Raw genomic sequence first — 26,232 nt, 5'->3', positions numbered from 1 at the left:
ACCCAGATTTAGTTTACACCGGCGCCCTAATCTTTCTGGCCTGATATCTATCTGTACAATTTTAGCTTTCGAAGGATACCATTCTTTGTAAGGAAAGTCAGTTCCCAGCATAATCAGCAGATCACTTTCTTCTACTGCGTGATAACCCGAAGAAATACCAATTAACCCGGTCATTCCTACATCATAGGGATTATCATACTGTACATGTTCCTTACCTCTCAGTGCGTGCACGATTGGTGATGATTTGATTTTACCAGCAAGCGCTAATAACTCGTCATGTGCATCTCTGCAACCAGCACCACATAATAAAAAGTAACCTTTTTGGCTTCATTAATCAATTGCGCCAGCTTTTGTAATTCTTCGTCAGATGGACGGATCGCAGGCCGGCTGATAAACAAAGGATGATCTAATTCTTCATTCTCCATTTTCTCCATCGCCACATCACCGGATATACTGATCACTGCTACCCCATTCTGCCCGATGGCATGCTGCATTGCAATCTGCAATACTCTTGGCATCTGTCTTGCCGAAGCAATAGTCTCACAATAATAACTGCATTCACGGAATAAAGATTCGGGACGGGTCTCCTGAAAATAAGATGTGCCAACCTGCTCACTTGGAATATGTGCCGCAATAGCCAAAACGGGTGCATTACTTTTATGTGCATCATATAAACCGTTAATCAGGTGCATATTTCCGGGGCCACAGCTTCCAGCACAAACCGCTAAACGCCCTGTTAACTGAGCTTCAGCGCCTGCAGCAAATGCTGCTGCTTCTTCATGCCGGTAATGAATCCATTTGATTTCTTTAGAATTGCGGATTTCATCTACAATTCCGTTCAGAGAATCGCCTACTAAACCATGTACATGCTTAACTCCTGCCTGAATCAGTATTTCTACTAGTTTCGCCGCTACTGTTTTTGCCATAATATTCTTGAATAAAAGAAAAGCCATCCCATCGGGACAGCTTTGATCAGGTAATTATTTTTTCACAACTTCGTTATATCTGCGTTCAACTTCCGGCCAGTTAACCACTGTCCACCATGCGGTAATATAGTCTGCACGTTTGTTTTGATAGTTCAGGTAATAAGCATGCTCCCAAACGTCAAGTGCTAAGATTGGACGGCCTTTTTCTGCCACAGCATCCATTAAGGGATTATCCTGATTTGCAGTCGTTGTGATTTTCAGTTTTCCATTCTGTACAATCAACCACGCCCAGCCAGAGCCGAAACGTTTAGCTGCACTATCAGCAAAAGCAGCTTTAAACTTGTCCATTGTTCCGAAATTCGCATCTATTTCCTTCAAAAAAGCAGGTGATGCAGGTTTTGGTTTAGGAGCCATAATCTGCCAGAACAAAGAGTGATTATAATGTCCGCCAGCATTGTTACGGATAGCGGCAGGATAAGTTGAGGCTACAGCAAGAATCTGCGCAAGAGTTTTACCCTCTGCTGCCGTACCTTTAACTGCTGCATTTAAATTAGTAACATAACCCTGATGATGTTTAGTATAATGAATTTCCATCGTCTGCTTATCTATAGCAGGCTCAAGCGCATTATAGGCATAAGGTAAAGGCGCAAGCTTGAATTGTGCGCTCAGTGTCTGTGTTCCTGCCAATAGCAGAACAATAGGGAAAAAGCTCTTGAATAATTTCATCTTAATTGTAGGGTTATTTGAAAAGCCGTTTAAACTTCTAGAAGTTTAAACGGCTACCCTTTTAAAACGATTATTAAATTAATTTGTTTTCCCTATTTCGTTTTAATGAAGAGGATTAATCCTAATACACTCACTACCAAGACCCCAAAAGCAGAAAAAGCAGTTAGAAAATCTCTAAAGTTTTTTCCGGCAAAATCTACCAGTAAAAACTTATGAAATACAGCAAAGCTCAACCCTTCACGCCGGTCAGAATCCTGAACTTTTGCGGCTAGCCTCCCTGTTGCCGTTTCCACATAATAAGTAAGATGCCCTGGTGTACTCAATGCTATTTTAACGACTGGTAAACGCTTATTAACAAAGCCATAATCGTTATCAAATTTAGTTACATAAGCCGATGAAGAAATAATTAATGGAGCAGATTCATCAGCTGCAGCATTTGCCATCATTTCACAGCAAGCAGCTTCTCCATCAGCAGCTCCCTGGGCTACAAAATGTTTCACAAGGCTATAGCTATGCTCCATAATCCCATCTGGTAAAAGCTGCCCGTTAGCGGCATCATAGTAGACTACATTAGGTTTCTCCTTTTTATCTTTTTTTCACCAAACATGGTTTCTGCCTTTGCCACCTGTTGCTTTTTCCAGCTATCATTTTCCTGTTTAACCAAATAAACCTGGTAATAAGTTTTATCATTAAATCTTGCCAGAGAAATATTGCTCACCTGCTCCCATTGAACTGGTAGAGCTGTAGAAGCAACAGCCAGATCACGCGCCTTGATTTCAGGTTCAAATACATAATTGATTCTGTCATCTGGTGTAAATTTATGCGTCGCATGATAAGCACCAGAGCCCATAAAAGTCAGGGTAACGATAGAAGTCCAGATCCCGATACTCCGGTGGTACTTTCGTAAGAAAACCACTTTTTGCCCGGTAACAGGCTTTTTAAACTTCTTCCATAGAAAGCCATAGATCAATATTCCGCTTAACGTGGAGAAAATGACAATAGAGGCCAGTATCAGAACCAGGGTATACCTCGCTGTATTATTTGTGATCTTTGCGATGAATTCATAACTATGGAAATTACTGAATACCCAGAGAAAAAACTCCTTCGGTTGGTATCATTGTAATTAGCCAGCCTGCTTTGCGAAGTTTCCACATAAACATCCATCTTATCTTTTCTATCAAAACTAACTTTCCATACCGGAAGCAAGCGGTTAATGTACTTATACTCATCCGTAAATGTGGTAACCGGGGTGATCGAAACAACTTTAGAAGTACTATCACCCAAAAAATACCGGCTTAAATATTCAGCATATAAACGATCTCCGTCAGGTAATTTCACCCCGTCTTCAGCCGAAAAATACTGTATCTCATTTTTCCTGTCTTTGACCTGGTAAAAGGTCTTTCCCCGGAAACCTATGAGTCTGAAATTCCTGAATAAGTTAACCCCGTTTTTACTCAGCACCTGGTTTACAGACAATTTAACCTGTCCATTATCAATTGCTGCGGGCTTAATATATTCATGTGCAATCTGCAATTTGAACCAGTGGGCGATAATTGGGTGGCTCAAACCTGAACAGGTCCAGAAGATCACCGGAATGATCGTCATAATCCCAAGAATACGGTGCCAGGAATACATATTCCTTTTTACCGTGCGGCTTAGATTTGCAGTGTCCATCTTAATGCTTGTATTCTGCCAGTAAGATATCCATATCCTTCATCAGCTGTGCCACCTGTGCATCTACGGTTCCATCATAAGCTCCTCTGATCCGCTTTTCTTTATCTACCAAAACAAGATAACCCTGATGAATAAATCCTCCAGGTGCTGCCTTATCCTGTCCTACAGAAACCAGGTAATTCCGTTCTGCCAATGCATAGGTCTGTTCTTTGGTACCCCATAAAAACTCCCATTGTACCCCTTTAATCCCAAGTTTAGTCGCATAAGCTTTCATTCTTGAAGGCGTATCATATTTCACATCAATAGTATGTGAAGCTAGTTTCACTTCTGGATTGTTCAGATATTTATTGTACACCTTTAATAAATTACGGTGCATAGTCGGGCAAATCGTCGGACAAGAGGTAAAAAAAAAGTCAGCTACATAAAAATCTCCGTCAAAATCTTTATTGGTCACTACTGCACTATCCTGATTCAGAAATTTAAAAGCCGGGATAGTCCGGTAAGTGGTATCAGTCCCGGTTATATCCTGCTGTAAAAAAGGAAGCCTTTTCGCTTTATCTTTACATCCTGTAACTACTGCCAGCAGCAGGAACAGGTAAATCAATCTTTTTCCCATTATTTCTTGAATTGTTTCAGATAAGCATCGGACGATTGAATTTCAGCTTTATACAAACTGTCGATCTTTCCTATTTTAATTCTTTCAGCTTTAAAATATTTGATCGCGTCTTCGTTAGATTTACCTGTTACATCAGGCTCAAACTTGTGCATCCAGTCATTCATTAGTTCTTCAGCACTATTTAACCTGTCTAATGTTGCTTTCATCACTACTTTCTCTTTTAATGTATCCGTAGATGGAAACCTGGTTTTCAACGCGGGCATACCTTTTAGCATTGAATCTAACCTCATCTGGTTATTCACTAAAACACCATGATCTTCCATTACGGTATCGTGGAATTTCATGACTTCATCTCTTTCGGTCTTATAATTTTGAGTTTGCGTACAGGCAACTGCTCCTGCAACTAATACAATTGCGGCTAAAAATAATTTCATCAATTTATATATTTATGTTTTTGTCAGATGAACCCGACATGATTATTGTTTTAATAACGAAGTTCATACGCTTTCACAAAAGCGTATATACATCATTAGGAGCCTGCTTATCTACAGGCTCATCAGAAAATTGAATTAAAAAAAGTTATTGGATTAGCAGCTGATCTGCGGAGGGTGGAAAATAGAATTCAGCTGTGTTACTGGTTTACCGGTTGTAACTGGCACACAAAGGTTGATAGCAGTATAAGAATATTGAGTGAATACAAAAGGGGTGGAAACGATAGCTTCCTGCAATTGGATTTTCTGGAACTGACGATCTTGTTTCTGTTCCTTTTCCTCTGCCTGTTTTAGTTTTTTCATCAGGTAACACTTACCATTACCATTATGCAATTGTGGCTTATCTTTGTTTACACAAAGCTCTTTCGCAATATACCCCTGGTTCATTTCAAAACCTGCAAAGACAAATAGCCCTGACAGGTTTACTGAAACCGAACACATTAAAAGTAATATAGCTATAAAGCGTGTCAGCATTGATTTGTTACCCCCTTAACTTACCCCATTTTAAATAAGTTGCACCCCAGGAGAATCCTGCACCAAAAGCGGTGAGCAACAGGTTATCATTTTCTTTGAAGTCTTCTTTAAATTCCCACATACATAATGGGATTGTTGCAGCAGTTGTATTACCGTAAAGCTGGATATTTACTTTGACCTGGTCTTGTGTTAAACCTAATTTGTCTCCTACTGCCTGAATAATTCTCAGGTTAGCCTGATGTGGAATCAGCCAGTTGATATCTTTAGGCTCCAGGTGGTTTCTTTCCATGATTTCAGTACAAGTCTGTGTCATGCCTTCAATTGCAGCTTTAAAAACAATCCTTCCATTTTGAGAAATGTAATTCAGTTTCTTGTCAAGCGTATCAGATGAAGATGGATTTAATGACCCCCCTGCAGTAACAATAAGGTGTTCTTTACCAATACCGTCGGTTCTGAATACATTATCTACTAAACCTGTTTCTGCTTCTGTCTGCTCCAGCAAAACTGCTCCGGCACCATCACCAAAAAGGATACAGGTATTTCTGTCTTCGTAATTTATTATAGAACTGTTTGCATCCGCACCGATCACAATCACATTTTTGTAGCGATTGCTTTCAATTAAACTTGCACCAAGAGTCAGCGCGTAGAGAAATCCGCTACAAGCTGCATTGGAATCTACACCCCATGCATTTCTTAATCCCGCTTTTTCACAGACTATACTTGCGGTCGAAACCATAATATAATCAGGTGTAGCTGTAGCTACAATTACGCATTCGATTTCATCAGGGTCGATGTGACTATCTTCCAACAGCCTTTTAACTGCCATGGTAGCTAAATCGGAGGTTGCAAGTGAATCATCATTCAGGATTCTTCTCTCATGGATACCAGTTCTGGAAATAATCCAGTCACTATTCGTATCCACCATTTTCTCCAGATCATGATTGGTTAAGATGGTTTCCGGTACATATCCTCCCAAAGCTGTTATGGCAGCATTATATCTCTTTCTCATTAAGCATTACAATTCTTGGCGCAAAACTAATAAATATTTACAGCTACGTTACACTTTATTTTTACAGTAGTGTACCTTTGCCCGAACAATGAAATTTATTATGAGACATCAATCCACCCTTATCTGCTCTATTTTACTGGCTGTCACGCTGTTTGCTTCTTCTTGCAAACAAGAAAGAAAACTTCCGATTTATGGCTTAAGAGACACTAAAACCGTTAAAAACGGTGATGGCACCCAAGGTATTGATACGGTATATCAAACTATACCCACATTTAAATTCCTGAATCAGGATAGTGTATATATTACAAACGACAATTTTAAGGGTAAAGTTTATATATTGCTGATTTCTTTTTCACTTCTTGTACAAGTATCTGTCCTATTATGCACAGAAACCTGAAAATGGTGTCTGAAAAGTTCAAAGATAATCCTGATGTCATGTTTTTATCGCATACTATAGATTTTAAATATGACACACCTTCAGTACTTAAAAAGTACGCTCAGAAATTAGGTGTAGATGGCCCAAAATGGCAATTTGTATATGGCCCGAAAGACAGCGTATATACCCTTGCTGAGAAAAGCTACCTGGTTGCTGTCAATGTAGACAGTACAAACAGAGATGGCTATGTACACCAGGGATACCTGGTATTAATTGATAAAGACAGAAGAATCCGTGGTGCTTATGACGGAACAAGCCCTGAGCAGGTAGCACAATTGGAAAAAGATATTCCGGTTTTATTAGCGGAGGATAAAAAATAGAGATGAGGAAATTTATATTAATCAGTCTGGTTTCGCTAACGCTGATCAGCATGTTTTATTCCTGCCAGACTGCCGAAACAGTACAGCAGGATGCTTATTATGTAAACGGAAGAGATCTCTATATCAAACACTGCCAGAATTGCCATGGTGCGAAAGGAGAAGGACTGGGGGCTTTAACCCCTCCCCTTACTGACAGTATTTTTATGAAAGCAAACAAAGAAAAACTTGCTTGTATTATTAAAAACGGGATTTCGACCCCTGTTACGGTACATGGGCAGGTTTATGAGGGCAAAATGCCTGAATTTAACCTGGCTAATATAGATATCGCCCAGTTGATAGTTTATATTACCAATGGTTTTGGACATAAACAAGGAATGTACACGAATCAACAGGTAGAAAACGATCTCAAGAACTGCAAGTAACATTTTTTTGTATCTTTGCGCAAAATGCAAGCTGTTCTATCGCTGTAAGTAATGCTTTTAGCATCTTAAAGAGGAAAGTCCGGGCAACACAGAGCATCTCGCTTCCTAACGGGAAGAGGTTTGGGATTGAAGACCTGAATTATGGAAAGTGCCGCAGAAAATATACGCCGCCGATGCCGCCGCAAGGCACAGGTAAGGTTGAAATCGTGAGGTAAGAGCTCACGAATTTTCCAGGTGACTGGAAGGGCTGGTAAACCCCGGGAGTTGAAAGACCAAATAGGCTGACGCATGTAGGGCTGCTCGTCCGATGTCAGTGGGTAGGTCGTTAGAGATAAATGGCAACGTTTATAGTAGATTAATGGTAGAAGCTTTGATTTATCAAGGTACAGAACCCGGCTTACAGGCTTGCATTTTTTCATTTTATCTGCATTATTAGATAATTAGTAAATATATTCGTATCCGATAAAGATTAACATACCCTATGGCTAAATTATTAATAATTGATGATGAACGTGCTATAAGAAGCACACTACGTGAGATCTTAGAGTACGAAAATTACGAGGTAGAGGATATTGATAATGGAGTTGACGGATTAGATCTGATCAAAAGAAAAAGAAAAATACGACCTGGTATTATGCGATATAAAAATGAATAAGATGGATGGTATGGAAGTGTTGAACAAGCATTGGCCTACAGTCCTGATTTACCATTTATTATGATCTCTGGCCATGGTACAGTAGAGACTGCAATCGAAGCGAGTAAAAAAGGAGCTTTTGATTTTATCTCTAAACCACCTGATTTAAACCGTTTACTGATCACTGTCAGAAATGCACTGGACAGAGGCAACCTGGTTACTGAAACTAAAGTATTAAAACGCAGGGTTAGTAAAACAAGAGATATCCTTGGTAGTTCAGAGAATATCAATAAAATTAAAGAGACTATAGAACGTGTTGCCCCTACTGAAGCTCGTGTATTGATTACAGGTGCAAATGGTAGTGGTAAAGAATTAGTAGCCCGTTGGTTACACGAGAAATCAAACCGTTCTGAAAGTCCTTTAATTGAAGTTAACTGTGCTGCAATTCCATCTGAATTGATAGAAAGTGAGCTTTTCGGTCACGAAAAAGGATCATTCACCTCAGCTGTCAAACAACGTATCGGTAAGTTTGAGCTGGCAATGGCGGAACATTATTCCTGGATGAAATTGGTGACATGAGCCTTTCTGCCCAGGCAAAAGTACTTCGTGCTTTGCAGGAACATAAAATTACCCGTGTTGGTGGTGAAAAGGAATTAGAAGTTAATGTACGTGTGCTTGCTGCAACGAACAAAGACCTGATGAAAGAGATAGAAGATGGTAATTTTAGAATGGACTTATACCACCGTTTAAATGTAATCAATATCCATGTACCTCATTTAACTGAGCGCAGGGAAGATATTCCTGAAATCGCGATGAGCTTTTTGGAAGACATCTGTAAAGATTACGGCATGCCCGTTAAAAAAATCAGTGAGGCTGGAATGATTGCATTACAAAATTTACCATGGACAGGAAATGTACGTGAATTACATAATATGATCGAACGCCTGATCATTTTAAGTGATAAAATAATCTCTGAACATGAAGTTACAGCATTTGCTAATCCTGGTGGAGGCACAAACATTGGTGCTGCTAATCACAGTCATAATGGTAGTAGCAATGGTTCTTCTGCTGGTACAAACAACTTTGATAAATTCACTAATTTCCAGGATTATAAAGATCATGCTGAAAGAGAGTTTATCAAGTTTAAACTGGAGAAAAACAACTGGAATGTATCTAAAACGGCAGATGACATTGATATTCAACGTAGTCACCTGTACAGTAAAATTGAGAAATTCGGCTTAAAAAGAGTTACAGAATAATATAATCTGTTAGATTTTTTAATTTTATAATAGCAAAAAGGGATTAGCATTACAATGCTAATCCCTTTTTTGTTGCGACCAGATTTTAGCTGATCAGAGCATAAAAATTTGTGCTTATTTTTTTTCAGCACATAATGATCTGCAAGTTTTCCGGTAATCTCTTTACCTTCCATATCACGTTGGATGATCTTGTTTTCACCCACAAAATATTTATTTGGTGCATCTTTTATACCATCAAGTGTAATAATCTGACCTGTTTTATCCCAGCTAAACTTTCCTTTTTCGAAGACTTTAGCATCACTTTTACCCAGATACTTGGTTTTAAGATTATAAGTAAGCTCTTTACCTAAAACTATTGTCGTTTCAATACCTTCGCAATCCGCACAGGGAACAACTCCTTTATATGTACCATCCCAGTCTACAGCGTTCATAGAGCTATGGTCTACATCCATTTTTAAGCTATCGGTTTTAACAGCTCCCATAGTTAAACTGTCTTTACTCAGACTGTCTGCGTTTAATTTTTCAGAAGTTTTCGAATTGCCGCATCCCCATAAGGTGCAGGCTGTAATAGCAATTGCAAGAATTTGTTTTGTCATGGTACGTTATTTGTATATAAATTCACAAGAAGCAAGAAACACGCCAAAGAATAATTCAATATGAAATCTCGAAAATGTTTTATAGCTTCATGTAAATTTAAAAAAACCACAATATGAAAAAGTTAATTGTTATGATGCTGTTGGCTGTAATGGCTTTTACAACCACGCAAACGTTCGCTCAGACAAAAAAGGATGGGTCAAAAGATATGCGCTATAAAAAGAATAAGCAGCCATTGAAAAAAGACGGAACACCTGATAAACGTTTTAAAACAAACAAAGAAGCAAAACCAGCAACTAAAACAGTTAAAATGGCTGCACCTGCAAAAAAAGCAGCTTAAGTCTTTTTGATTTATTTAAATGATCAGTTTTTTGTAGCTTCTAAACTGCATAAAACGAGTAAAATGCCCTGATTGTTCAGGGCATTTTACATATCTGAACTACCTATGACAACAATTAGTAAATAATTCACGTTATTTGGATTGATATGAACCCGACATGATTAAAATAATTATTAAGCTCTCAGAGCAATAATTATTTTAATCATCAAAGGCTCCATCTGACAAAAAAGACAATAAATAGAAACAGATGAAAATGATAAAATATGTGAGTACCCTGGTACTCTTTTCTCTACTTGCGCTTGCCGCCTCAGCCCAGGATGCTGTCGTGATCGATACTGGCAATTCGTCAGAGGAACGATACAGGGAACTGATTTCTTAACTGTCGGTCTTAAAAAGGACGATGGAACAGTCGAGAAGTATAACGCAAAGGATATTAAAGAATTTCTATGGAATGGGGAAACCTTCGTCAGCAAACCTTTTGTAACTAACAAAAAGACTGATTACCGCTTCTTTAAATTAGTAGAAACTGGTAAACTGAACTTATATTCTATGGGCGGAAATACTGGCCCTGCTGAAAAGCCAAGACGACGTGTCCGTTTCTCTCCTTCTATAGGCCTTGGTATTGGAACCGGAGGCTATAGTGGTGTTGGAATTGGTGGTGGGGTAAGTTTTGGCGGCAGAGGTGATGACGATGACAGACCAAGAAGAGAACGCCGCGCATTATATTATATAGAAAAACCAGGGTCAGGTGAAATGCTGGAGATCACTCCGGATAACTCAGATACCAATACCCAATATATTAAAAACACCTTAATGGAGAAAATGTCTGACGATAAATCTGACTGAACGCATTAAAGGAATAGAATATTTTGATGTAAAATCTATAGTTTCATTGGTAAAGAATTACAATTCAGTTCACCAATAGACATGATGATTTTCAAAAGAAGGTTACGCCTTCTTTTGAAAATCATCCATTTCATGCATCACCCCTTTTAACTGCTGATATAGCTTCTGATAAAAACCAAAATAGGTCTTATAAACAGCATGATTGTTCTCATCAGGTTCAATACAAGTGATGTTCTGCTGATCGGGAAGTGGATAATCAGTTGAAAGACCGATTGCTTTAAAAGCCAGATAAGCAGCTCCTACTGCCGAAGCGTCTTCCACGCTATACAACAAAAGTCTTTTGCCTGTAATATCGGCCATAATCTGTAACCAGATAGCTGAAGTAACAAAACCTCCGCTTACATTTAATTGTTTAATTTCTTGTCCTGAGGCAGTTAATGATAACAAAACGTCATTTAACGCAAAACAAATTCCTTCAATCACCGCACGGGTAAAATGAGGGGTCTGATGATTTAAACGCATTCCGAAAAATGTACCGCAGCTTTTAGAGTCCCATATGGGTGCGCGCTCACCTTGCAAATAAGGCAGAAAAATAAGCCCCTCAGCCCCGGGTTTAACAGCTTCTATTTGACCAAGATTATCATTATAATCGCTTTCTTTAAGTTCTGCTTTTTGAAGGATATTCTTCAAATGCCATTTTACAGCTATCCCTCCGTTATTTATAGGCCCTCCATTAATGAAAGTATCTTCATCCAGACGGTAACTGAAGTTCATCGCTTTTTCATTCACCACACTCGTATTGCCCGCTACCCTTAACGCACCACTTGTACCAATAGTTAAAGCCGCTATTCCAGGAAGAATAGCTCCCGTTCCTAAATTCGCCAGACAGCCGTCTGTTGCTCCAATTACAAACGGTGTTTCTTTTGCTAAAAAAGGCAATGTCTTAGCAGGATCAAAATCACTTCTTAAATAAGATGTACTGACTAATGCAGAAGCTGTTCTGCCTTAATTCCAGCGGCAGCTAAAGCCTCCGGATACCAAACCAGCTTTTTCACATCCATTAATCCAGTACAGGAAGCCACAGCATGATCCACTTCAAAAGTACCAAAAAGGCGATACCAGATGTATTCTTTAACAGAGATAAATTTATGAACAGTCCTAAAAAACTGAGATTGATTCTCTTTGATCCAAATGATTTTGCATAATGGAGACATGGAGTGAACAGGTGTTCCGGTTGCTTTGTATAATTCGGCTCCCAGCGAAGAAGCTAATAAAGCGTCTGCAATTCCTGTACTTCTGCTATCTGCCCAGGTCATCATCGGTGCTAATGCCTTACAGTTTTCATCAACAGCAATCAAACTATGCATCGCACAGCTTAAACTGATAGCTGCCGGGCTGGATTTTAGTTTTGAAACTACTGCTTCAATACTTTGCTGAAAAGCCAGCCAGATCAATTCAGGATCTTGTTCGCTATAACCAGGCTGATCTGCATTGCATTTTTTGGATAAAAATATTGACTGCTATCGAAAGCTTTGTGGTCTGTCCCTACAGCAACAGCTTTTGTACTTCCGGTTCCAATGTCTATTCCAAGTATATATTGCATGATTATTGATTAAGCTGCAATTTAGACTTTAACCTTTCTGATGCAAAATTTTATTCCAAAAGATGGATTTGATATGTCATAATCAAAAAAGGCCTGCTATGAATATTGATCACAGCAGGCCTTTTTAAAGACATAGAGATATCTCTGCATATAGATACAATGATTTAGTCAGTAGATCTGAGACCAGCTAAAACTGCATTTGCATAAGTAACGTTTGCATTGAAAGTATAAACCATAATCCCACCTTTCTTACCCTGAGTAGGTGTCCACTTCGCTAACTTAACATCCTCATTCTGAGACTTCCCTCCTTCTGCATAAGATCCGAAAACCATTTTAGAAGCTGGTATTTTGTTCGTACCGACAGCATAATTCATCATCAGCTGACACAATCAGTAACCTTTCTATCATAAGACTGTACCTGGAAATAATCAATAGCATCTCCGTATTTCTCTGCAATCTTATTCCAGGAATAAACATCCAGTCCGGTTGCCGTATGTAACTGTGTATTGTTGTTCGCTTTTGGCCCGAAATATTTTGTCAGCGCACCAATACAAGAAAGGAAATTAGGGTTAGCATCCATAGATCCGCTATACCATCCATTATATCCTATCTCCGGGAATTTTGGAAACGGAGGGATTGGATTAGGTCTTTTACCCGAATGTTCAATATCCAGGCTAATCCCGTCTAAATGATATTTATCAATTAATGTTTGTTTCAAAGCAGTGGCCCAGGTTTCGGGAGTAGCATACCCGTCTGGTTTAGCATCCTGCCAGCTGGCCGCATCGTCTACATTCTGTAAAACTTTAATCCCTCTTTGCTGTAAAGCTTTAACATCACTAAAATACTCACCATAAGATTTGTAACTGGCCATCATACCTGTACCAGCAGGATATTTCAGAGTGTCCAGATATTGCCAGTATTTAACGCCAAACAAAACAACCATGTCTACGCCATCAGGCATATCACGAAGTTTAAAAGCAGGATTACGCCCGTCAGTAATGTAATAGGCAATAAATTTTTGTTTTGCAGCTGCATTAGGTTTTGTTCCCGAACCGCCACCAGCTCCTGATTCCATTTTCTGACAACTTGAATAAATCAACGCAGGAAAAAGTAGGCACATCAATACAAGCAGATTTTTTTTACTGTTTTTCATACAAGATATATTTGGTTAAATTAATAAGTAGCAGATTTTAAAATTCTTCCACGTAATCCAGATCTTTAGAAAAGGTCTCTTTCATCCTGCTTAGTGCATAAAATGCAATTGCAAGGCTGATAATTGCTACGGTAATCCCCGAATGAATAATATTTCCGCCATAAACACCTTTTAGCAATTGGAAAAGAAGAGTCAGTGGTACAACAGCACCACGTACAAAATTCGGAACAGTTGTCGTTACTGTCGCTCTGATATTTTGTACCAAACTGTTCTGTAGCAATCGTCATAAAGATTACCCAGTAGCCTACAGTTAAGCCGATCCCGCCACATAACCAGTAGAAATGCTGTAAAGTAAGGTCATAAAGGGTGAAATAAGCAGTAATTCCGAGCGTAGCCATTCCCAGAAAGATATAAACAACTTTGATCCTGCTTTTTAGCCATTGACTGATTAATCCGCCAGCGATATCCCCGATCACAATTCCTCCGTAACACCACGCTACGGCTGCCCCTGCACTCACTTCGCCCTGCACGCGCAATACCTTACCAAATTCGGGAGATAAGGTGATGAGCACACCTACAACGAACCATAAAGGTATACCGATCATGATACACCGGACATATTTAACAAACTGTATTTTATTTCGGAACAGTGCGAAAAAATCCCCTCTGTTACTTGCTTCTTTAGTTTGACTGAACATTCCTGATTCTGCAACGCCAATTCGCAGTAAAAGCAATAACAAGCCTAAAAACCTCCTCCGATATAAAAAAGGAAGTACGCCAGTCAAAAAGCTGGGCAATAAAATAGGCAACTACCGCACCACTCACTCCTACTGAGGCGACAATTGTCGTGGCATAGCCTCTTTTTTCTTTAGGCATCAGTTCTGCGACAAGCGTAATCCCTGCACCTAACTCTCCTGCCAGCCCCAGTCCGGCAATAAAACGCCAGAATGCATAAGCATTTACAGAATGTACCAGCCCATTGGCGATATTAGCCAGAGAATAAAGAAAGATAGATCCAAACAACACAGATAAACGGCCTTTTTTATCTCCAAGCATCCCCCATAAGATACCACCGATCAGCATTCCGATCATCTGGATATTTAATAACATAATCCCGGTATCAGTTAATTGAGTACCACTAAGCCCTAATGATTTTAAACTGGGGATACGAACGATACTGAATAATAAAAGGTCGTAAATGTCTACGAAATAGCCTAAGGATGCTACAAGAATAGCTGCGCTTAGGGCTGTGTTTGAAGCTTTATTTGGTTGCATTGGGTTGATTGAGGTTTTTGTATAACTAATGTAGTAATTTATGCTTCACCTAATTAACTTTCTTTAACAATTGGGTAGGGAAAATTCAAATATATTTGCGGGTAAACATTTAGTCCTGTTTAAACAGGACCTTATTAATCATTTTAAACCCCAGCAGATTATAGCCCAAACTCTACTTTAAAAATCCGATACTGAGTATGACAGGTGCTAATAATATTATTTGGGAACATCAGCAGCATTGCCAGATTTCGTTACAACTAGCTGCAGAAGAACTTTTCAATTCTTTAGATGACAGGCTTTCGCCTAAAGTTTTCCTGATTGGGGTATTGCTTAAACCTGATATGCACTTACCTTTTGTAAGCCTGGAATGTCCTGATTGCGAATATTATATGAAAGATTTCATCTCTCTTAAGGCATTGAGCATACAACATAGCCTATTAGTCAAACAGGAAAACGACGAAGAAAAAAGAGAGAACCATACTGGACTACTGAATACTGCCTATACAACCGAGATACAGCATATTTTAAGGTCACATGTCAATGGAAAAAACAATGTAAATTTCATTTCTGAACCGGTTTATGTAAATGGTTATCTTGTTTATGTAGTCTTAGAACTAAGCAGAAAAATATTGAGTACATTTTACTACATGACTAAGAATACGCTTCCCGGCGGTCAGTGTATCAGCCGTTCTTTTTTAGAGAGTATTATCAAAGTATATCTTGATGCAGGTGCAAACGCATTAAAAAATAAACCCCAGTCAGATTTTAATGTGCTGGCCAAAAGCCGCGACGAACTGGTCAGTAAAGCCGGACATGATTTTCTGACTACGATTTCTCTTGCCGGACAAAACTCAAGCGGTCTGCATGTCTTGTTTGATGCCTGCAACACCATATCTTCTCTAAAATATGAAGGAGAAGAAGGTTTCGGAAAGATGGTTATTGCGCACCAGCAGCATCCCAATGTCAAAGTGACCATGTACTGGAAAACCCTATTCATATCAAAGATTTCAGGAAGATGAGAAAGTTTCTGGAACTCGCTGACAATAAACAGATGATGCTTTCTGATTCAGTCTGGATTTATGGTTTAGGGCAATTAACGGGAAAATATAATTTCCATGATGAGTCTTTATTTATCATCCATTTCACCAAACATTTTCACTGGGAAGTATTACATAATGATCACATCATGATGTCGGTTTCTTTTAGGATGCCAGCACTGCATAACGAAAAAATTAATAGAGAAAAGTTTTATTCCAGCCTGAAAAGACTATTCCAGGGGATTGAAAAATCAAAACTGAATGCACTTTGGGAAGTGACCATGGAAGCAACAAAAAAAACAAAAACACGGAACCATATTGGCAATATCTTCTGAGGCCAGCCGGGAAGCAATCAGGTTAAGCAGCCAGTGTTTTAAGATTAAACCCATGCGGATCAATAAAGATATTATCCATCAGATTACTTCTATCGATGGCGCGGTATTAATTGATATTGATTGCACCTGTCATGCGATAGGTGTTATCCTGGATGGTATTGCTTCAGCTAATGGTGATTCATCAAGAGGTGCACGCTATAATTCAGCGATCAGATATTATGAACATATGATCAATAAGGCACAAACTGTTTTAGTAGTGATTTCAGAAGATGGCTTAATTGATTTGATTCCTGACCTTAAAGCTCAGGTCAAACATTCAGTTATTGTTGCCCATATCAGGGAATTGACAAAAATAAGCCAGTCGGATAAGTACTTAAGAAAGAGTTTCAACAACCTGATGGAGTTCTTTCAGGACCATGATTTTTATCTGTCTCCAAAAGAATGCGGAACGGTAAACAAATTACGCCGAACAATTGAATTTAAGTATAAAGACAGTAACGAAGGGGTAAGGATGATCTGGAATAACCTGGCACCAAATAGCGCCATGAATATCGGGTACTATGTGAAAGAATAATTAAACCATTCGGGGTTGACAAGCAAATCATAAATTTAGTAGAACAAAATTAAAACAATAACCATACTGATATGATCAGTATGGAAGTTTTAAAAACAATCTTAAAGATTGGTTAATCTCTGTAAACCTGAAATACCTGATAATAACTCTAAAGAATGTCCCCGATAATGAGCCAATTTGGTTAAAAGCTCATCAAGCTCTTGCTGCAATTGCTCTATTTCGTTTTCAAGCTTAGCCTGATTGTGCAAACAAAACAGTAATGCTTTTGTCTTCGTGCTAATGTGATGTTTTAATTTCACAAGGTCAACTACACCTTCATCATTATCTGTTAATTTGACTGTAAGAGTTCCCATACCCGTTATTTTAAATATTTTTGTGAAACAAATAATCCATAGGGTTTGAAATGTGCAATAAACCTACGAATAGCCTTTTCTCAGTTTACTTCCGGTAGAGTTAGCACTAATTTTCCCTTAGGATCTCATTTTTAATTTTAGACAATGAACCTTTTAACGGAACTGACAATAAATATGAAGTGACGTATCCTTTAGGTTTGCTATAGTTGACTTCAAAATCGGCTAACATCGGGCAAAAAAAACCTGCATAGCATATTAGATTAGCTATGCAGGCATATGTTATATGAATATGCTATTTACGGGAGTGATACTCCGTTGGTTTTTTCTCCCCTCAAAGCCCGGTGCAGATCGTCCACAATTTCAGCAACTTTTTTATTTCCAGTTGAGTCATAAAAATGATTATTGTCTCTAATACTGGTTTGAAGGTTATTGTAATCTTTTTCAGTCATACCTTTTGCCACGCACTCCTCTTTACTCATCTTCAAAACCATATGATTGTTTTCTGCGACCACTCCATGAAGCAATACATCATTCGTAGATCTAATCATAAGCTTTTGTTCAGGAGTTCGAAGTCGTTCTGGAATTAGAGCAAGAGAATGATAGCTTTTGCCATTTGTGTCAACATAAACCTGCTTAGATTTTTTGCTGTTCACGACCTGAGCACTATTTGTAGTCTTTTCTTTGCAACTGGTCACAGTTAATATACAAAAGACCATTAATAAGAGAATTTTCATAATTAGACTTTTATCTGGTTAGAATATTTTATTAATTATGTACCAAATTAAGGCATATAATTAATTTCAACAAGTTAAAAATACTATTTAAAACTTTGACACACAACTAAATAGGTTTAGTTACATAAAAAACAATTAAAATTCAATTGTTAAAAATAATCAGATATTTCAATAAAAAACATCAAGTTTTCATACTCCTTGTTGACTCTTCGATTTAGAATTTTGGGACATTTGACCTTTACTATTATTTTATTCCAATAAACCATATAAAGCGATATAAATTCAGAGTTATACTAGGGTTTATATACTCTTGTGAGACACAAAGATTTTAAAATACTATTTTGTGTCAAAAGGATTTGGTTATGTGACAAATGACACTTTTATCCGGGTTATTACCTATCTACCTTTATCCTGAGAACTGTCAATAATGGCTGTAGTTTTCAGAGATTCCGTACTTCAAAAATTAGGATAAGGATATGCAAAACCCGAAAAAAGATGCAATAACTAAATCTTTAGAAAAATGAAAAAGAACCTTCTAAAAAAAACGGACAAGTTTCTAACCTCTACTAAAAAGATCTTAACACCTACTAAAAAGGTAATTGATACACCCCATGGATGTATCATATTGTTTGGCTACATAACTGACCCTCCGGGAGGAGGTGGTGGAGGTGGGCCTACGCCACCAACGGGTGGGTGGAATCCAGATTATCCTACTTATCCTGGTACCGGGGGAGGTGGTAGTGAAAGTACAAGTGACGGGGCGGGCGGCACCTTACCAAGTGGAAATTTATCTTCAGATGGTCAGGAGCAAGTAAGCGGTGCTTTTTGGGCACTCCCAATCGTTAGTTTTGTGAGATTTACTGTTTATCCGAGTGGTGCAGCAAGTCCAAATGTTATCGTGATGACGAAGTCACTTGGAAATTTCATGTCGAAGACCACTACTATTCCATTTACGGCCACCACGAGAACAGTAGACGTTGGTATCTACGCATCTAACACCCAAGTGCACGTTTATTTTCAAACAACAGACTCAAATGGGGGCTCTTGCCACTGGCAAGCCATGCATACATAGCCTTCCAAACCAAATCAAACCGAATCCTGCAACATTTAGTTGCAGGAATTTTAAAGAAATTGCCATGAACACCTGGATTGATCTTTATGATCTGATCAAAGAAATCGAAACTGCAGATCCACAGCTGATCAGAAGTAAGACAGAGAATAGTGCTTTTGAATTAAGGCCTGAAGAATGGCTATTAAATGATTTATCGGGCAATTATGGTGCACTTTTCATTAGAGCAATACTTTATCAATTAAATATTGAGGAGTCTTATGTACTGAAATGGCGGTTGGAAAATAAATATATACAGTATGCAATATTGCATTACTATGCTCCAGACTGTATGCCCTCCACACTCCCGTTTTCTACACTCATAAATCAAAAGGATGGTATCCAAAGGATTAGAACTTTATTCTCACAAGGTTATTTTTTGAAAGCAACATTAGGGGATGCTTCATATGCAACCCAAAGTTGGGATAAAACAGCTGATTTTGAACTCATAGCATTGTTACCAACTGTATGCACCAGACAGTATGAAAACCATATGATTCAAAAAAAGATCTGCATAAAAACAGAATTTAGAGTTCATACGTTTTCTAAAGACATCATTCCTGGTTTATCTTACGTGTCTCATGGGGGAAACCAAGCTCCTTATCATCAGGGTTTAAATGATTTTTTAAATGAGATCCTTACGAAAATACATAATTCGATTCTTAGCGGTACTTTAATCGCCTGGGATATCGCCCTTACACCTGAAAATCGCTACTATGTTATTGAGGCTAATTTTACCGGATTCCATCCAGAATATAGAAAAGGCTTTCAAACATCTGGATATGTAGATGACCATAAATACGGTCCAATTATTTGTGCCTGGCTTAATATATATTTTGAAAATACTTTGGGGTACATACTTTGGGGTACATGCATATAGCATAGAAAACAGTCTATTTGAAAATTACCCATTCTACAAGGCGTTTGTATTTTATATGTCCATCTTTAAAAATGAACATATAAACCTAGTTAGAAATAATGCAAAAAGAATGGAATACCCCGTTATCACCTATTCAGGAGAGGATAGCAATCAATTGATCATAAACTTAATCAAGCACTTTTTACTTGTCGATTTTGCAAGTAAATATCATGTTGTTGTTCGGGATTTATATTTCGAGACTGTTTTCAAATTATTTGCATACACCAGAGGGGCGGTATTACTACATCGGGAAAGTGAACTATTCACTAATCAACAATTTGATTTGATCAGACAGCTGAGCTATGAAAGAAGAAAGCAGATTTGCTGTTATCACGTTTTAAGGAAAATCAAAATAGGAACAATTATTTAGGAAGGGAGATAACATCATATGGAACAGAATTTAAATGGTTACTATAATGTGATTACCTGGAAAAAGCAAAGTTTAGAAAAGCACGTTCCAAAACACATTCTGCAGCTCGAAGTTGAAAATGACGATGATTACCTGTTATTTTTGAGGTTTGAAGATAATTCCTTTATTCCAGATATTGACTGCTTGAAAGAGTCTTTGGAGATTATTCTAAGTAAGAATGATAGGACACTCATTATTCTGACACCTAAAAAAAATGCACCTATAGAAACTGCAAGTGAAGACGAACGTGTTAGTTCTTTTTGCTGCAACCTCAACATTTTTAGAGAAGTATTTAGTTCAATCAGGAGCGTAACTGCTAAGCCTACTGAATTACTTTTTATGTTGTTAGAGCGTACTACAATGGAAAGCAGTAATTTTGACAGGGTCTTAGTAAAACAACTCCCTTTTATATTAAAACACTCAGTGCCAAATAACGATTGCGATGTGGTTATACCGCACTTGGGGAATAAGTTATATCTGAAGAATGTCTTGCATTATCTAAGTTATATTAAAGGAACGGCAGGATATGTTGGTCTCGACCAGATAATAGATAAGGAGATAGCTGAAATAATAACTAATAACCGTAAAATTTCATTTTACAACTTTAGTCCAACACCAGTCGGACCATACGTGATTAGAAACACCCTGATTGATGAGGGAAAAAATAAGTTGATTTATTTTCAAGACTCAGATGATTTGCCATGTGCTGATAGATTTGAAATAATATCCAATTACATGTACGACAATGATTGTGAATTATGTGGGTCTCATGAATTAAGAATGGATTATTACACTAAAACTGTCCTGGCAGTAAGGTATCCTATCGACGTAACAGCTGCATTAAAAGATGGTCCATGGCATTCATTACTTCACCCGGCATCTGCTATTGACAGAAAAATATTTTATGAATGTAATAAACTCTCGCAGGAAAGAACTTTTGGAAATGATACTAAATTTTTACTTTATAGTTTTTTTATCATAAAGAATATTAAAAATGTAGATGAATTTCTTTATATCAGAAAAACGATCCAAATTCCCTTACTACATCCCCTAACACAATGATTGGTTCGGACATTAGAAGGAGCTTATTGCGTTTATGGAATACAGACTTTGAACTAATCAAATCAGGGAAATTGAATTTAGAGCATTCTAGCTTATGTTATCAAGGCTCAGCTTTTCCATTTGAGTTTAGGAAAATATAGGCAAAAAAATAATTCCGTATAATTTGCTCTTGTACTAGCTTATTTATAGCGTTTTAGCCATATTTGCTAAACATGATACGAATAGCTATAGCTTCCCCCCCATTCCCAAAATCTATAAATGATGGCCTGTACTGGCTTGAAAAACTGGTTAAAGAAGCGGCTCAGGAACAGGCAGAAATTATCTGTTTCCCTGAATCATATATTCCGGGTTACCCGGGAATGGGGTATGAGCCTGAAGATCGTTCAGCTGAAAAGCTACAGGCAGCTTTAAATAAAGTATGTGAAATTACCGCCGAAAATGCGATTGCCATTATTATACCTATGGACTGGTACCATACGGATGGAATTTTGAACATTGCCCATGTTGTATCAAATACCGGCGAAATATTAGGTTATCAGGCAAAGAATCAGTTAGACCCTTCAGAGGATAAGATCTGGATTCCGGGTAAGGAGCGTAAAATCTTCGAAGTGAGCGGCGTAAAATTTGGAATTACTATTTGTCATGAAGGATTCCGTTATCCCGAATCAGTAAGATGGGCAGCACAAAATGATGCTAAAATAGTATTTCATCCACATTTTAGTGGCAGTAACACGGATGGCATCAAGCTTACAGAATGGGGTGCAAAAGAAAACCCTTATTACGAAAAAGCAATGATGATGAGGGCAATGGAAAACACCATTTATTTTGCAAGTTCAAATTTCGCCTCTCTTTATGCTGAATCGGCAAGCTCGGTAATAGCACCTGATGGAACTTGTATGGTATACAAGCCATATGGAAGAGCAGGAATAATCATTGCAGATATTGACCCTGATCTGGCTACAGGCTTTACTGGCAAAAAGATTTAAAAATTCCCTTTATCTCTAAAGGGAATTCGTGTAAATTCTTATTTAACTATTGCGTCAACTTGCTTCTGACTTCTGGTCCAGATCTTATATTTTACCTGAAACCCTTTAGGTGCATAAACAATAATTGGCAACTTGCTATTATAACGGGTCAATTCCGTATTGTAAACAAATTTGTCTTTTAAAACTCTATCAGGACATCCTCTCCTTGTAGACGCAGTATTCCCGTCAGAATTATACTCGAAATAAGTATAGCCCCATCCTTTTAAATCTTTCTCTTCAAATTTCCCCATCAAATTGTGAATATTGCAATCTACTTTCACCGTTTTACCCACTATGATTTCTACTTTATAATCTTCTTCATTTTTTTTTTTTTAGTTACCTGAATAACCGACCGCTGAAAACCTTCTTTAGGTTCCGGGTAGATTTTTAGATTTTGTTTGTCCTGAGCAAATGAAAGAGTTGTTGTAGTAATTAATCCGAATACGATTCCGAGCAGTAATTTCATAATATTATATTTTAATTTATCGAATTCTACTTACAAGAAAGATGCCAGAAGCGTCATATCATCAATAAATGATATCTATTCTCATTGGAATGACATTAAACACAAAAATGACATACCACACACCAAACGCAATACAGTTGCTTTTATATTTGTAGTCATTTATATACTTTTTATATCATTCATTAATTTTCACGTATATGGCCCTATCAAAAACCTCTCAGCATCTTGATCGTCTTGGAATGACTGCTTCTACTTTATGTGCTATTCACTGTGCTTTAGTCCCAATATTTTTAACTGCCCTCCCACTTTTAGGTCTCGAATTTTTAAGCAATGAATGGGTAGAAATCTCGATGATCATCGTATCTGTCTTTTTGGGAACACTTTCTTTAACTATGTCTTATCGGAAACAACATCATAAGTCACTCCCATTTTTTGTCTTGTTTACCGGTTTTGCCCTCATAGCCTTTGGCCATTTCTCAGGAATTCACAGTTTAGAACCCATACTTATTCCTCTGGGCGGGTTTACCGTTGCGGCCGCCCACCTGGTCAACTGGAGATTAAACAGATCTTGTTCACATGATCATAAATAGTAGATTTTGTTTATTTTGCCGCATGAAATCTTTAGCCAAGAAAACTTACATTTTATCAGCTGCAATTGCGATGTTATCTTTTGGAACTTCTGCCCAAAAGCCGGCTGTCAATGCTGATGATGAAATCTATATCAGGACTCATTATACAAAAATCGAGAAACAGATTCCTATGCGCGATGGCGTAAAGCTGTTTACGGTACTTTACATTCCAAAGGATATGACAAAAAAATATCCAATAATGTATCAACGTACACCTTACAGCGTAGGTCCTTATGGCCCGGAATTGTACAGACCAGTCTTAGGCCCTTCTATGGTCTTCGCGAGAGATGGATATATCTTTGCTTACCAGGACGTAAGAGGCAGATATATGTCCGAAGGAGAATTTGTAGCAACCCCCCCTTATCTTGCGCACAAGAAGAAAAAGACGGATATAGATGAAAGTTCCGATAGTTACGATACAATAGACTGGCTGGTCAAAAATGTATCCGGAAATAATGGAAAGGTTGGAACCTGGGGGATTTCTGCTCCGGGTTTTTATACCACGATGACAACCATTGATTCTCATCCTGCATTAAAAGCAGCTTCACCCCAGGCTCCGGTAACCGACTGGTTTATGGGTGATGACCGCCATCATAATGGTGCATTTTTCCTGATGGGGACGTTCTCCTTTTTATCTTATTATGGTACGCCAAGACCAGAACCGACACCAAACCATGCAGTTCCATTTACAGCATACGGTACCCCTGATGCTTATGAATTCTATAAAAACCTGGGACCTTTAAAAAATGTAAACGAGAAGTATTTTAAAAGAAAAAACCCGATCTGGAATGAGATGGTAGACAATGAAACCTATGATAATTTCTGGGCTTCACGCACACCAGTTCCTCATCTCTCAAAAATATTAAACCCGCAGTGATGACTGTTGGCGGATGGTTCGATCAGGAGGATTTATACGGGCCTTTGAAAACATTTGCGGGTATTGAAAAGAATAAACCAGCAGCGCCAAATTACCTTGTGATGGGGCCATGGACACATGGAAGCTGGACAAAAGGTAACAATGACTTTTTAGGTAATATACGTTTCCATTCTGAGACCGGCCCGTATTACAGGGAACAGATCGAACTTGCTTTTTTCAACCATTATCTGAAAGGGACTATAAACCCTGATCTGCCAAAAGCCACGATATTTGAAACGGGTTCAAATCAATGGAAAAAATATACGGCATGGCCACCGGTTGAAGCAAGGGAACAGCGTCTGTATTTCCATCCTGATGGAAAGTTATCCTTTGAACAGCCTGCAACCAGTTCAAAGGAATACGATGAGTTTATCAGTGATCCTGACAAACCGGTTCCATATACCAGCGAAATAAGAATTGACAGGGGCAGTGATTTTATGTATGAAGATCAGCGCTTTGCAGCAAACAGACCGGATGTATTGGTTTATCAGACAGCTATACTGGAAAATGATGTGGTAATTTCGGGTCATCTTCTGGCAGATTTATTTGTTTCTACAACAGGTACAGATGCCGATTTTATTGTCAAATTGATTGATGTATATCCGGGCGATGCACCAAATGACAGTCCTCATCATGAAACCAAAATGGGTGGTTTTCAGCAATTGGTACGTGGTGAAGTGATGCGATCTAAGTTTAGAAATAGTTTTTCAAATCCTGAGGCTCTGGTTCCAGGTGAAGTAACTGAGGTTAAATTTGATATGCAGGATGCAGCACATTGCTTTAAAAAGGGACACAAAATCATGGTACAGGTTCAAAGTTCCTGGTTCCCGCTGGTTGACCGCAATCCACAAAAGTTTGTTAATATTTATAAAGCCACGGAGGCTGATTTTCAGAAAGCAACCCACCGTGTATATTTCAAAAAGGGTCAGGCTTCGACCCTAAAAGTTAGCGTGTTATAAAACCTCTACTTCCCAGCTACGTTTCCAGTCAAGACCTGGCGATAAAGATTGTATACCTTCTTTATCGCTAAGTTGCTGGTTATGATGAATACCATCAGCAATGCCACACCAGGGTTCTAAGCAAACGAAATCTGCATCTTTAGCTGCCCAGATACCAAAAAAAGGAAAATCAATAAAACGGAAGTTAAGCCCGTGCTGGTTTTTAGTATTTCTGATCTGAATTGAGGTACTTTTCAGGTCTTTCATAACTAAAGCATCGTTATAAAACAGTTCATGCTGTAAGCTTAGCTTACGGTCGTTTAATTGTATGATTAAGGTTTGATCACTGATCAGGTTGTCTTCTATCTTATGAATATTCAGCGATTCATCCTGCGCAAAATCCAGATAGTAATCTTCATATAACGTACCTGGTATTAAAGGCACAGCGAATGCCGGATGTGCTCCAACAGAAAACAAAAGATCCTTATCTCCCGGATTATTCACTTCATAAGTGCAGGAAACTGACGCACCCGAAAGTTTATAGCGTAAACTGAGCTGGAATTCAAAAGGATAAATTTTTAGTGTTTCCTCGTTATGAGAAAGTGTGAATAAAGCTTCCGCATCATTGATTTTTTGAACCTCAAACTCAAGATCCCTGGCAAACCCATGGCGGGGAAGCTGATAAGACTGATCTCCGATACAATAGGTATTGTTCTTTAATCCACCTACGATAGGAAAAAGTACGGGACTAAATTTGCCCCAGTAAGCCGGATCGCCCTTCCATAAATATTCGAGCTCAGTAAGTTTACTTTTAATACTTTGTAATTCTGCACCTTTTGCCGCAACAGACACTTTGATATTCTCGTTTTCCAGTAAAATCATCATTTGATAAATTTAGACAAAAGGCGTTTAATATTTAGCTGTTGAAT

The 26,232-nt window shown here is 38.2% G+C and carries 36 protein-coding genes, 1 other RNA gene and 3 pseudogenes; 17 read left to right on the top strand and 23 right to left on the bottom strand.

Annotation, left to right across the window (positions count from 1 at the left end):
• Positions 1-24: 24 nt before the first annotated feature.
• The 10 genes and pseudogenes from ACWYN3_RS01325 to ACWYN3_RS01280 form a co-directional block, all read right to left on the bottom strand.
• Positions 25-252, bottom strand: a pseudogene (locus ACWYN3_RS01325) (ubiquinone-dependent pyruvate dehydrogenase); the annotation flags it as partial.
• An 11-nt stretch (positions 253-263) separates the two neighbouring features.
• Positions 264-926 (bottom strand): thiamine pyrophosphate-binding protein, encoded by a 663-nt coding sequence (locus ACWYN3_RS01320; protein ID WP_456219525.1) that lies wholly within the window; start codon positions 924-926, stop codon positions 264-266.
• 54 nt (positions 927-980) lie between these two features.
• Complete coding sequence (locus tag ACWYN3_RS01315) at positions 981-1,652, bottom strand: superoxide dismutase (protein WP_456219524.1); 672 nt, start codon at positions 1,650-1,652, stop codon at positions 981-983.
• 92 nt (positions 1,653-1,744) lie between these two features.
• Positions 1,745-2,173, bottom strand: coding sequence for a hypothetical protein (locus tag ACWYN3_RS01310; protein WP_456219523.1), 429 nt, complete (start codon positions 2,171-2,173; stop codon positions 1,745-1,747).
• A 44-nt stretch (positions 2,174-2,217) separates the two neighbouring features.
• Positions 2,218-2,700: a PepSY-associated TM helix domain-containing protein gene (locus ACWYN3_RS01305; protein WP_456222829.1), complete on the bottom strand. Its 483-nt coding sequence runs from the start codon at positions 2,698-2,700 to the stop codon at positions 2,218-2,220.
• On the bottom strand, positions 2,664-3,326 hold the full coding sequence (locus ACWYN3_RS01300; RefSeq protein WP_456219522.1) for a hypothetical protein: 663 nt from the start codon (positions 3,324-3,326) through the stop codon (positions 2,664-2,666). The genes ACWYN3_RS01305 and ACWYN3_RS01300 overlap by 37 nt, the downstream gene beginning before the upstream one ends.
• Before the next feature lies 1 nt (position 3,327).
• Complete coding sequence (locus ACWYN3_RS01295; RefSeq protein WP_456219521.1) at positions 3,328-3,942, bottom strand: SCO family protein; 615 nt, start codon at positions 3,940-3,942, stop codon at positions 3,328-3,330.
• Positions 3,942-4,376 carry a hypothetical protein gene (locus tag ACWYN3_RS01290; RefSeq protein WP_456219520.1) on the bottom strand — a complete coding sequence of 145 codons (435 nt, stop codon included), beginning with the start codon at positions 4,374-4,376 and terminating at the stop codon, positions 3,942-3,944. The genes ACWYN3_RS01295 and ACWYN3_RS01290 overlap by 1 nt, the downstream gene beginning before the upstream one ends.
• Positions 4,377-4,529: 153 nt before the next feature.
• On the bottom strand, positions 4,530-4,907 hold the full coding sequence (locus ACWYN3_RS01285) for a hypothetical protein (RefSeq protein WP_456219519.1): 378 nt from the start codon (positions 4,905-4,907) through the stop codon (positions 4,530-4,532).
• A 7-nt stretch (positions 4,908-4,914) separates the two neighbouring features.
• Positions 4,915-5,916, bottom strand: coding sequence for a beta-ketoacyl-ACP synthase III (locus tag ACWYN3_RS01280; RefSeq protein ID WP_456219518.1), 1,002 nt, complete (start codon positions 5,914-5,916; stop codon positions 4,915-4,917).
• 381 nt (positions 5,917-6,297) lie between these two features.
• On the opposite strand from ACWYN3_RS01280, the gene ACWYN3_RS01275 reads away from it, so the two are divergent.
• From ACWYN3_RS01275 to ACWYN3_RS01260, 4 genes and pseudogenes are all read left to right on the top strand, one after another.
• Entirely contained in the window at positions 6,298-6,672 is a 375-nt protein-coding gene (locus ACWYN3_RS01275; RefSeq protein ID WP_456219517.1) for an SCO family protein, read from the top strand.
• Positions 6,673-6,674: 2 nt separating this feature from the next.
• Positions 6,675-7,094 (top strand): c-type cytochrome, encoded by a 420-nt coding sequence (locus ACWYN3_RS01270; protein WP_456219516.1) that lies wholly within the window; start codon positions 6,675-6,677, stop codon positions 7,092-7,094.
• A 23-nt stretch (positions 7,095-7,117) separates the two neighbouring features.
• An RNA gene (gene rnpB / locus ACWYN3_RS01265) (RNase P RNA component class A) lies at positions 7,118-7,510 on the top strand.
• A gap of 65 nt (positions 7,511-7,575) precedes the next feature.
• Positions 7,576-8,987 (top strand): annotated as a pseudogene (locus ACWYN3_RS01260) (sigma-54-dependent transcriptional regulator).
• On the opposite strand, the gene ACWYN3_RS01255 reads toward ACWYN3_RS01260, so the two are convergent.
• A complete protein-coding gene (locus tag ACWYN3_RS01255) occupies positions 8,936-9,583 on the bottom strand; it encodes a copper resistance protein NlpE (RefSeq protein ID WP_456219515.1) in 648 nt (215 codons plus the stop codon). The pseudogene ACWYN3_RS01260 and the gene ACWYN3_RS01255 sit on opposite strands and share 52 nt — an antisense overlap.
• Positions 9,584-9,696: 113 nt before the next feature.
• On the opposite strand from ACWYN3_RS01255, the gene ACWYN3_RS01250 reads away from it, so the two are divergent.
• The 3 genes from ACWYN3_RS01250 to ACWYN3_RS01240 all read left to right on the top strand — a co-directional run bounded on the left by ACWYN3_RS01250 (position 9,697) and on the right by ACWYN3_RS01240 (position 10,767).
• Positions 9,697-9,921 carry a hypothetical protein gene (locus ACWYN3_RS01250; RefSeq protein ID WP_456219514.1) on the top strand — a complete coding sequence of 75 codons (225 nt, stop codon included), beginning with the start codon at positions 9,697-9,699 and terminating at the stop codon, positions 9,919-9,921.
• A 247-nt stretch (positions 9,922-10,168) separates the two neighbouring features.
• Positions 10,169-10,300 carry a hypothetical protein gene (locus tag ACWYN3_RS01245; RefSeq protein WP_456219513.1) on the top strand — a complete coding sequence of 44 codons (132 nt, stop codon included), beginning with the start codon at positions 10,169-10,171 and terminating at the stop codon, positions 10,298-10,300.
• A gap of 170 nt (positions 10,301-10,470) precedes the next feature.
• Positions 10,471-10,767 (top strand): hypothetical protein, encoded by a 297-nt coding sequence (locus ACWYN3_RS01240; protein ID WP_456219512.1) that lies wholly within the window; start codon positions 10,471-10,473, stop codon positions 10,765-10,767.
• A gap of 102 nt (positions 10,768-10,869) precedes the next feature.
• Here ACWYN3_RS01240 and ACWYN3_RS01235 read toward each other — a convergent pair whose 3' ends face one another.
• The 7 genes from ACWYN3_RS01235 to ACWYN3_RS01205 form a co-directional block, all read right to left on the bottom strand.
• Positions 10,870-11,706, bottom strand: a complete 837-nt coding sequence (locus ACWYN3_RS01235) for an FGGY-family carbohydrate kinase (protein WP_456219511.1) — start codon at positions 11,704-11,706, stop codon at positions 10,870-10,872.
• Positions 11,707-11,750: 44 nt separating this feature from the next.
• Positions 11,751-12,221: an FGGY family carbohydrate kinase gene (locus ACWYN3_RS01230; protein ID WP_456219510.1), complete on the bottom strand. Its 471-nt coding sequence runs from the start codon at positions 12,219-12,221 to the stop codon at positions 11,751-11,753.
• Positions 12,218-12,370 carry a hypothetical protein gene (locus ACWYN3_RS01225; protein ID WP_456219509.1) on the bottom strand — a complete coding sequence of 51 codons (153 nt, stop codon included), beginning with the start codon at positions 12,368-12,370 and terminating at the stop codon, positions 12,218-12,220. The genes ACWYN3_RS01230 and ACWYN3_RS01225 overlap by 4 nt, the downstream gene beginning before the upstream one ends.
• Positions 12,371-12,534: 164 nt before the next feature.
• Positions 12,535-12,747, bottom strand: coding sequence for a hypothetical protein (locus tag ACWYN3_RS01220; protein ID WP_456219508.1), 213 nt, complete (start codon positions 12,745-12,747; stop codon positions 12,535-12,537).
• On the bottom strand, positions 12,747-13,445 hold the full coding sequence (locus ACWYN3_RS01215; RefSeq protein ID WP_456219507.1) for an EndoS/ChiA family endoglycosidase: 699 nt from the start codon (positions 13,443-13,445) through the stop codon (positions 12,747-12,749). Before ACWYN3_RS01215 ends, ACWYN3_RS01220 begins: the two co-directional genes overlap by 1 nt.
• Positions 13,446-13,588: 143 nt before the next feature.
• Positions 13,589-14,221, bottom strand: coding sequence for a hypothetical protein (locus ACWYN3_RS01210; protein WP_456219506.1), 633 nt, complete (start codon positions 14,219-14,221; stop codon positions 13,589-13,591).
• Positions 14,205-14,798 carry an MFS transporter gene (locus tag ACWYN3_RS01205; protein WP_456219505.1) on the bottom strand — a complete coding sequence of 198 codons (594 nt, stop codon included), beginning with the start codon at positions 14,796-14,798 and terminating at the stop codon, positions 14,205-14,207. Before ACWYN3_RS01205 ends, ACWYN3_RS01210 begins: the two co-directional genes overlap by 17 nt.
• Before the next feature lie 197 nt (positions 14,799-14,995).
• On the opposite strand from ACWYN3_RS01205, the pseudogene ACWYN3_RS01200 reads away from it, so the two are divergent.
• Both ACWYN3_RS01200 and ACWYN3_RS01195 read left to right on the top strand, forming a co-directional pair.
• A pseudogene (locus ACWYN3_RS01200) lies at positions 14,996-16,170 on the top strand (hypothetical protein).
• Entirely contained in the window at positions 16,154-16,744 is a 591-nt protein-coding gene (locus ACWYN3_RS01195; protein WP_456219504.1) for a diadenylate cyclase, read from the top strand. The pseudogene ACWYN3_RS01200 and the gene ACWYN3_RS01195 overlap by 17 nt, the downstream one beginning before the upstream one ends.
• A gap of 101 nt (positions 16,745-16,845) precedes the next feature.
• Here ACWYN3_RS01195 and ACWYN3_RS01190 read toward each other — a convergent pair whose 3' ends face one another.
• Both ACWYN3_RS01190 and ACWYN3_RS01185 read right to left on the bottom strand, forming a co-directional pair.
• A complete protein-coding gene (locus ACWYN3_RS01190; protein WP_456219503.1) occupies positions 16,846-17,097 on the bottom strand; it encodes a hypothetical protein in 252 nt (83 codons plus the stop codon).
• 296 nt (positions 17,098-17,393) lie between these two features.
• A complete protein-coding gene (locus tag ACWYN3_RS01185) occupies positions 17,394-17,831 on the bottom strand; it encodes a hypothetical protein (protein WP_456219502.1) in 438 nt (145 codons plus the stop codon).
• Between the two features lie 520 nt (positions 17,832-18,351).
• Here ACWYN3_RS01185 and ACWYN3_RS01180 point away from each other — a divergent pair.
• The 5 genes from ACWYN3_RS01180 (at position 18,352) to ACWYN3_RS01160 (ending at position 22,315) form a co-directional block, all read left to right on the top strand.
• The gene (locus ACWYN3_RS01180; protein ID WP_456219501.1) at positions 18,352-18,903 is read left to right on the top strand and encodes a hypothetical protein; all 552 of its coding nucleotides are present in this window, start codon (positions 18,352-18,354) and stop codon (positions 18,901-18,903) included.
• Between the two features lie 64 nt (positions 18,904-18,967).
• Positions 18,968-19,819 carry a hypothetical protein gene (locus ACWYN3_RS01175; RefSeq protein ID WP_456219500.1) on the top strand — a complete coding sequence of 284 codons (852 nt, stop codon included), beginning with the start codon at positions 18,968-18,970 and terminating at the stop codon, positions 19,817-19,819.
• Positions 19,820-19,928: 109 nt separating this feature from the next.
• Positions 19,929-20,228, top strand: a complete 300-nt coding sequence (locus tag ACWYN3_RS01170; RefSeq protein ID WP_456219499.1) for a hypothetical protein — start codon at positions 19,929-19,931, stop codon at positions 20,226-20,228.
• A gap of 18 nt (positions 20,229-20,246) precedes the next feature.
• Positions 20,247-21,329 carry a glycosyltransferase family A protein gene (locus tag ACWYN3_RS01165; protein WP_456219498.1) on the top strand — a complete coding sequence of 361 codons (1,083 nt, stop codon included), beginning with the start codon at positions 20,247-20,249 and terminating at the stop codon, positions 21,327-21,329.
• A gap of 212 nt (positions 21,330-21,541) precedes the next feature.
• A complete protein-coding gene (locus ACWYN3_RS01160; protein ID WP_456219497.1) occupies positions 21,542-22,315 on the top strand; it encodes a carbon-nitrogen hydrolase family protein in 774 nt (257 codons plus the stop codon).
• 38 nt (positions 22,316-22,353) lie between these two features.
• Here ACWYN3_RS01160 and ACWYN3_RS01155 read toward each other — a convergent pair whose 3' ends face one another.
• Entirely contained in the window at positions 22,354-22,647 is a 294-nt protein-coding gene (locus ACWYN3_RS01155) for an ecotin family protein (RefSeq protein WP_456219496.1), read from the bottom strand.
• Between the two features lie 8 nt (positions 22,648-22,655).
• On the bottom strand, positions 22,656-22,820 hold the full coding sequence (locus ACWYN3_RS01150; RefSeq protein WP_456219495.1) for a hypothetical protein: 165 nt from the start codon (positions 22,818-22,820) through the stop codon (positions 22,656-22,658).
• A 197-nt stretch (positions 22,821-23,017) separates the two neighbouring features.
• Between ACWYN3_RS01150 and ACWYN3_RS01145 the strand changes: the two genes are divergently transcribed.
• The 3 genes from ACWYN3_RS01145 to ACWYN3_RS01135 are packed head-to-tail and all read left to right on the top strand — an operon-like array spanning position 23,018 to position 25,324.
• The gene (locus ACWYN3_RS01145; RefSeq protein WP_456219494.1) at positions 23,018-23,410 is read left to right on the top strand and encodes a MerC domain-containing protein; all 393 of its coding nucleotides are present in this window, start codon (positions 23,018-23,020) and stop codon (positions 23,408-23,410) included.
• 22 nt (positions 23,411-23,432) lie between these two features.
• The gene (locus ACWYN3_RS01140) at positions 23,433-24,326 is read left to right on the top strand and encodes a CocE/NonD family hydrolase (RefSeq protein WP_456219493.1); all 894 of its coding nucleotides are present in this window, start codon (positions 23,433-23,435) and stop codon (positions 24,324-24,326) included.
• Positions 24,326-25,324: a CocE/NonD family hydrolase gene (locus ACWYN3_RS01135; RefSeq protein ID WP_456219492.1), complete on the top strand. Its 999-nt coding sequence runs from the start codon at positions 24,326-24,328 to the stop codon at positions 25,322-25,324. The genes ACWYN3_RS01140 and ACWYN3_RS01135 overlap by 1 nt, the downstream gene beginning before the upstream one ends.
• On the opposite strand, the gene ACWYN3_RS01130 is transcribed toward ACWYN3_RS01135, so the two are convergent.
• On the bottom strand, positions 25,319-26,188 hold the full coding sequence (locus ACWYN3_RS01130) for an aldose 1-epimerase family protein (protein ID WP_456219491.1): 870 nt from the start codon (positions 26,186-26,188) through the stop codon (positions 25,319-25,321). The two genes, ACWYN3_RS01135 and ACWYN3_RS01130, sit on opposite strands and share 6 nt — an antisense overlap.
• Positions 26,189-26,232 lie beyond the last annotated feature (44 nt).

This window comes from Pedobacter sp. NJ-S-72, assembly GCF_053890575.1.
This window is presented reverse-complemented; position numbering and strand designations above follow the sequence as displayed.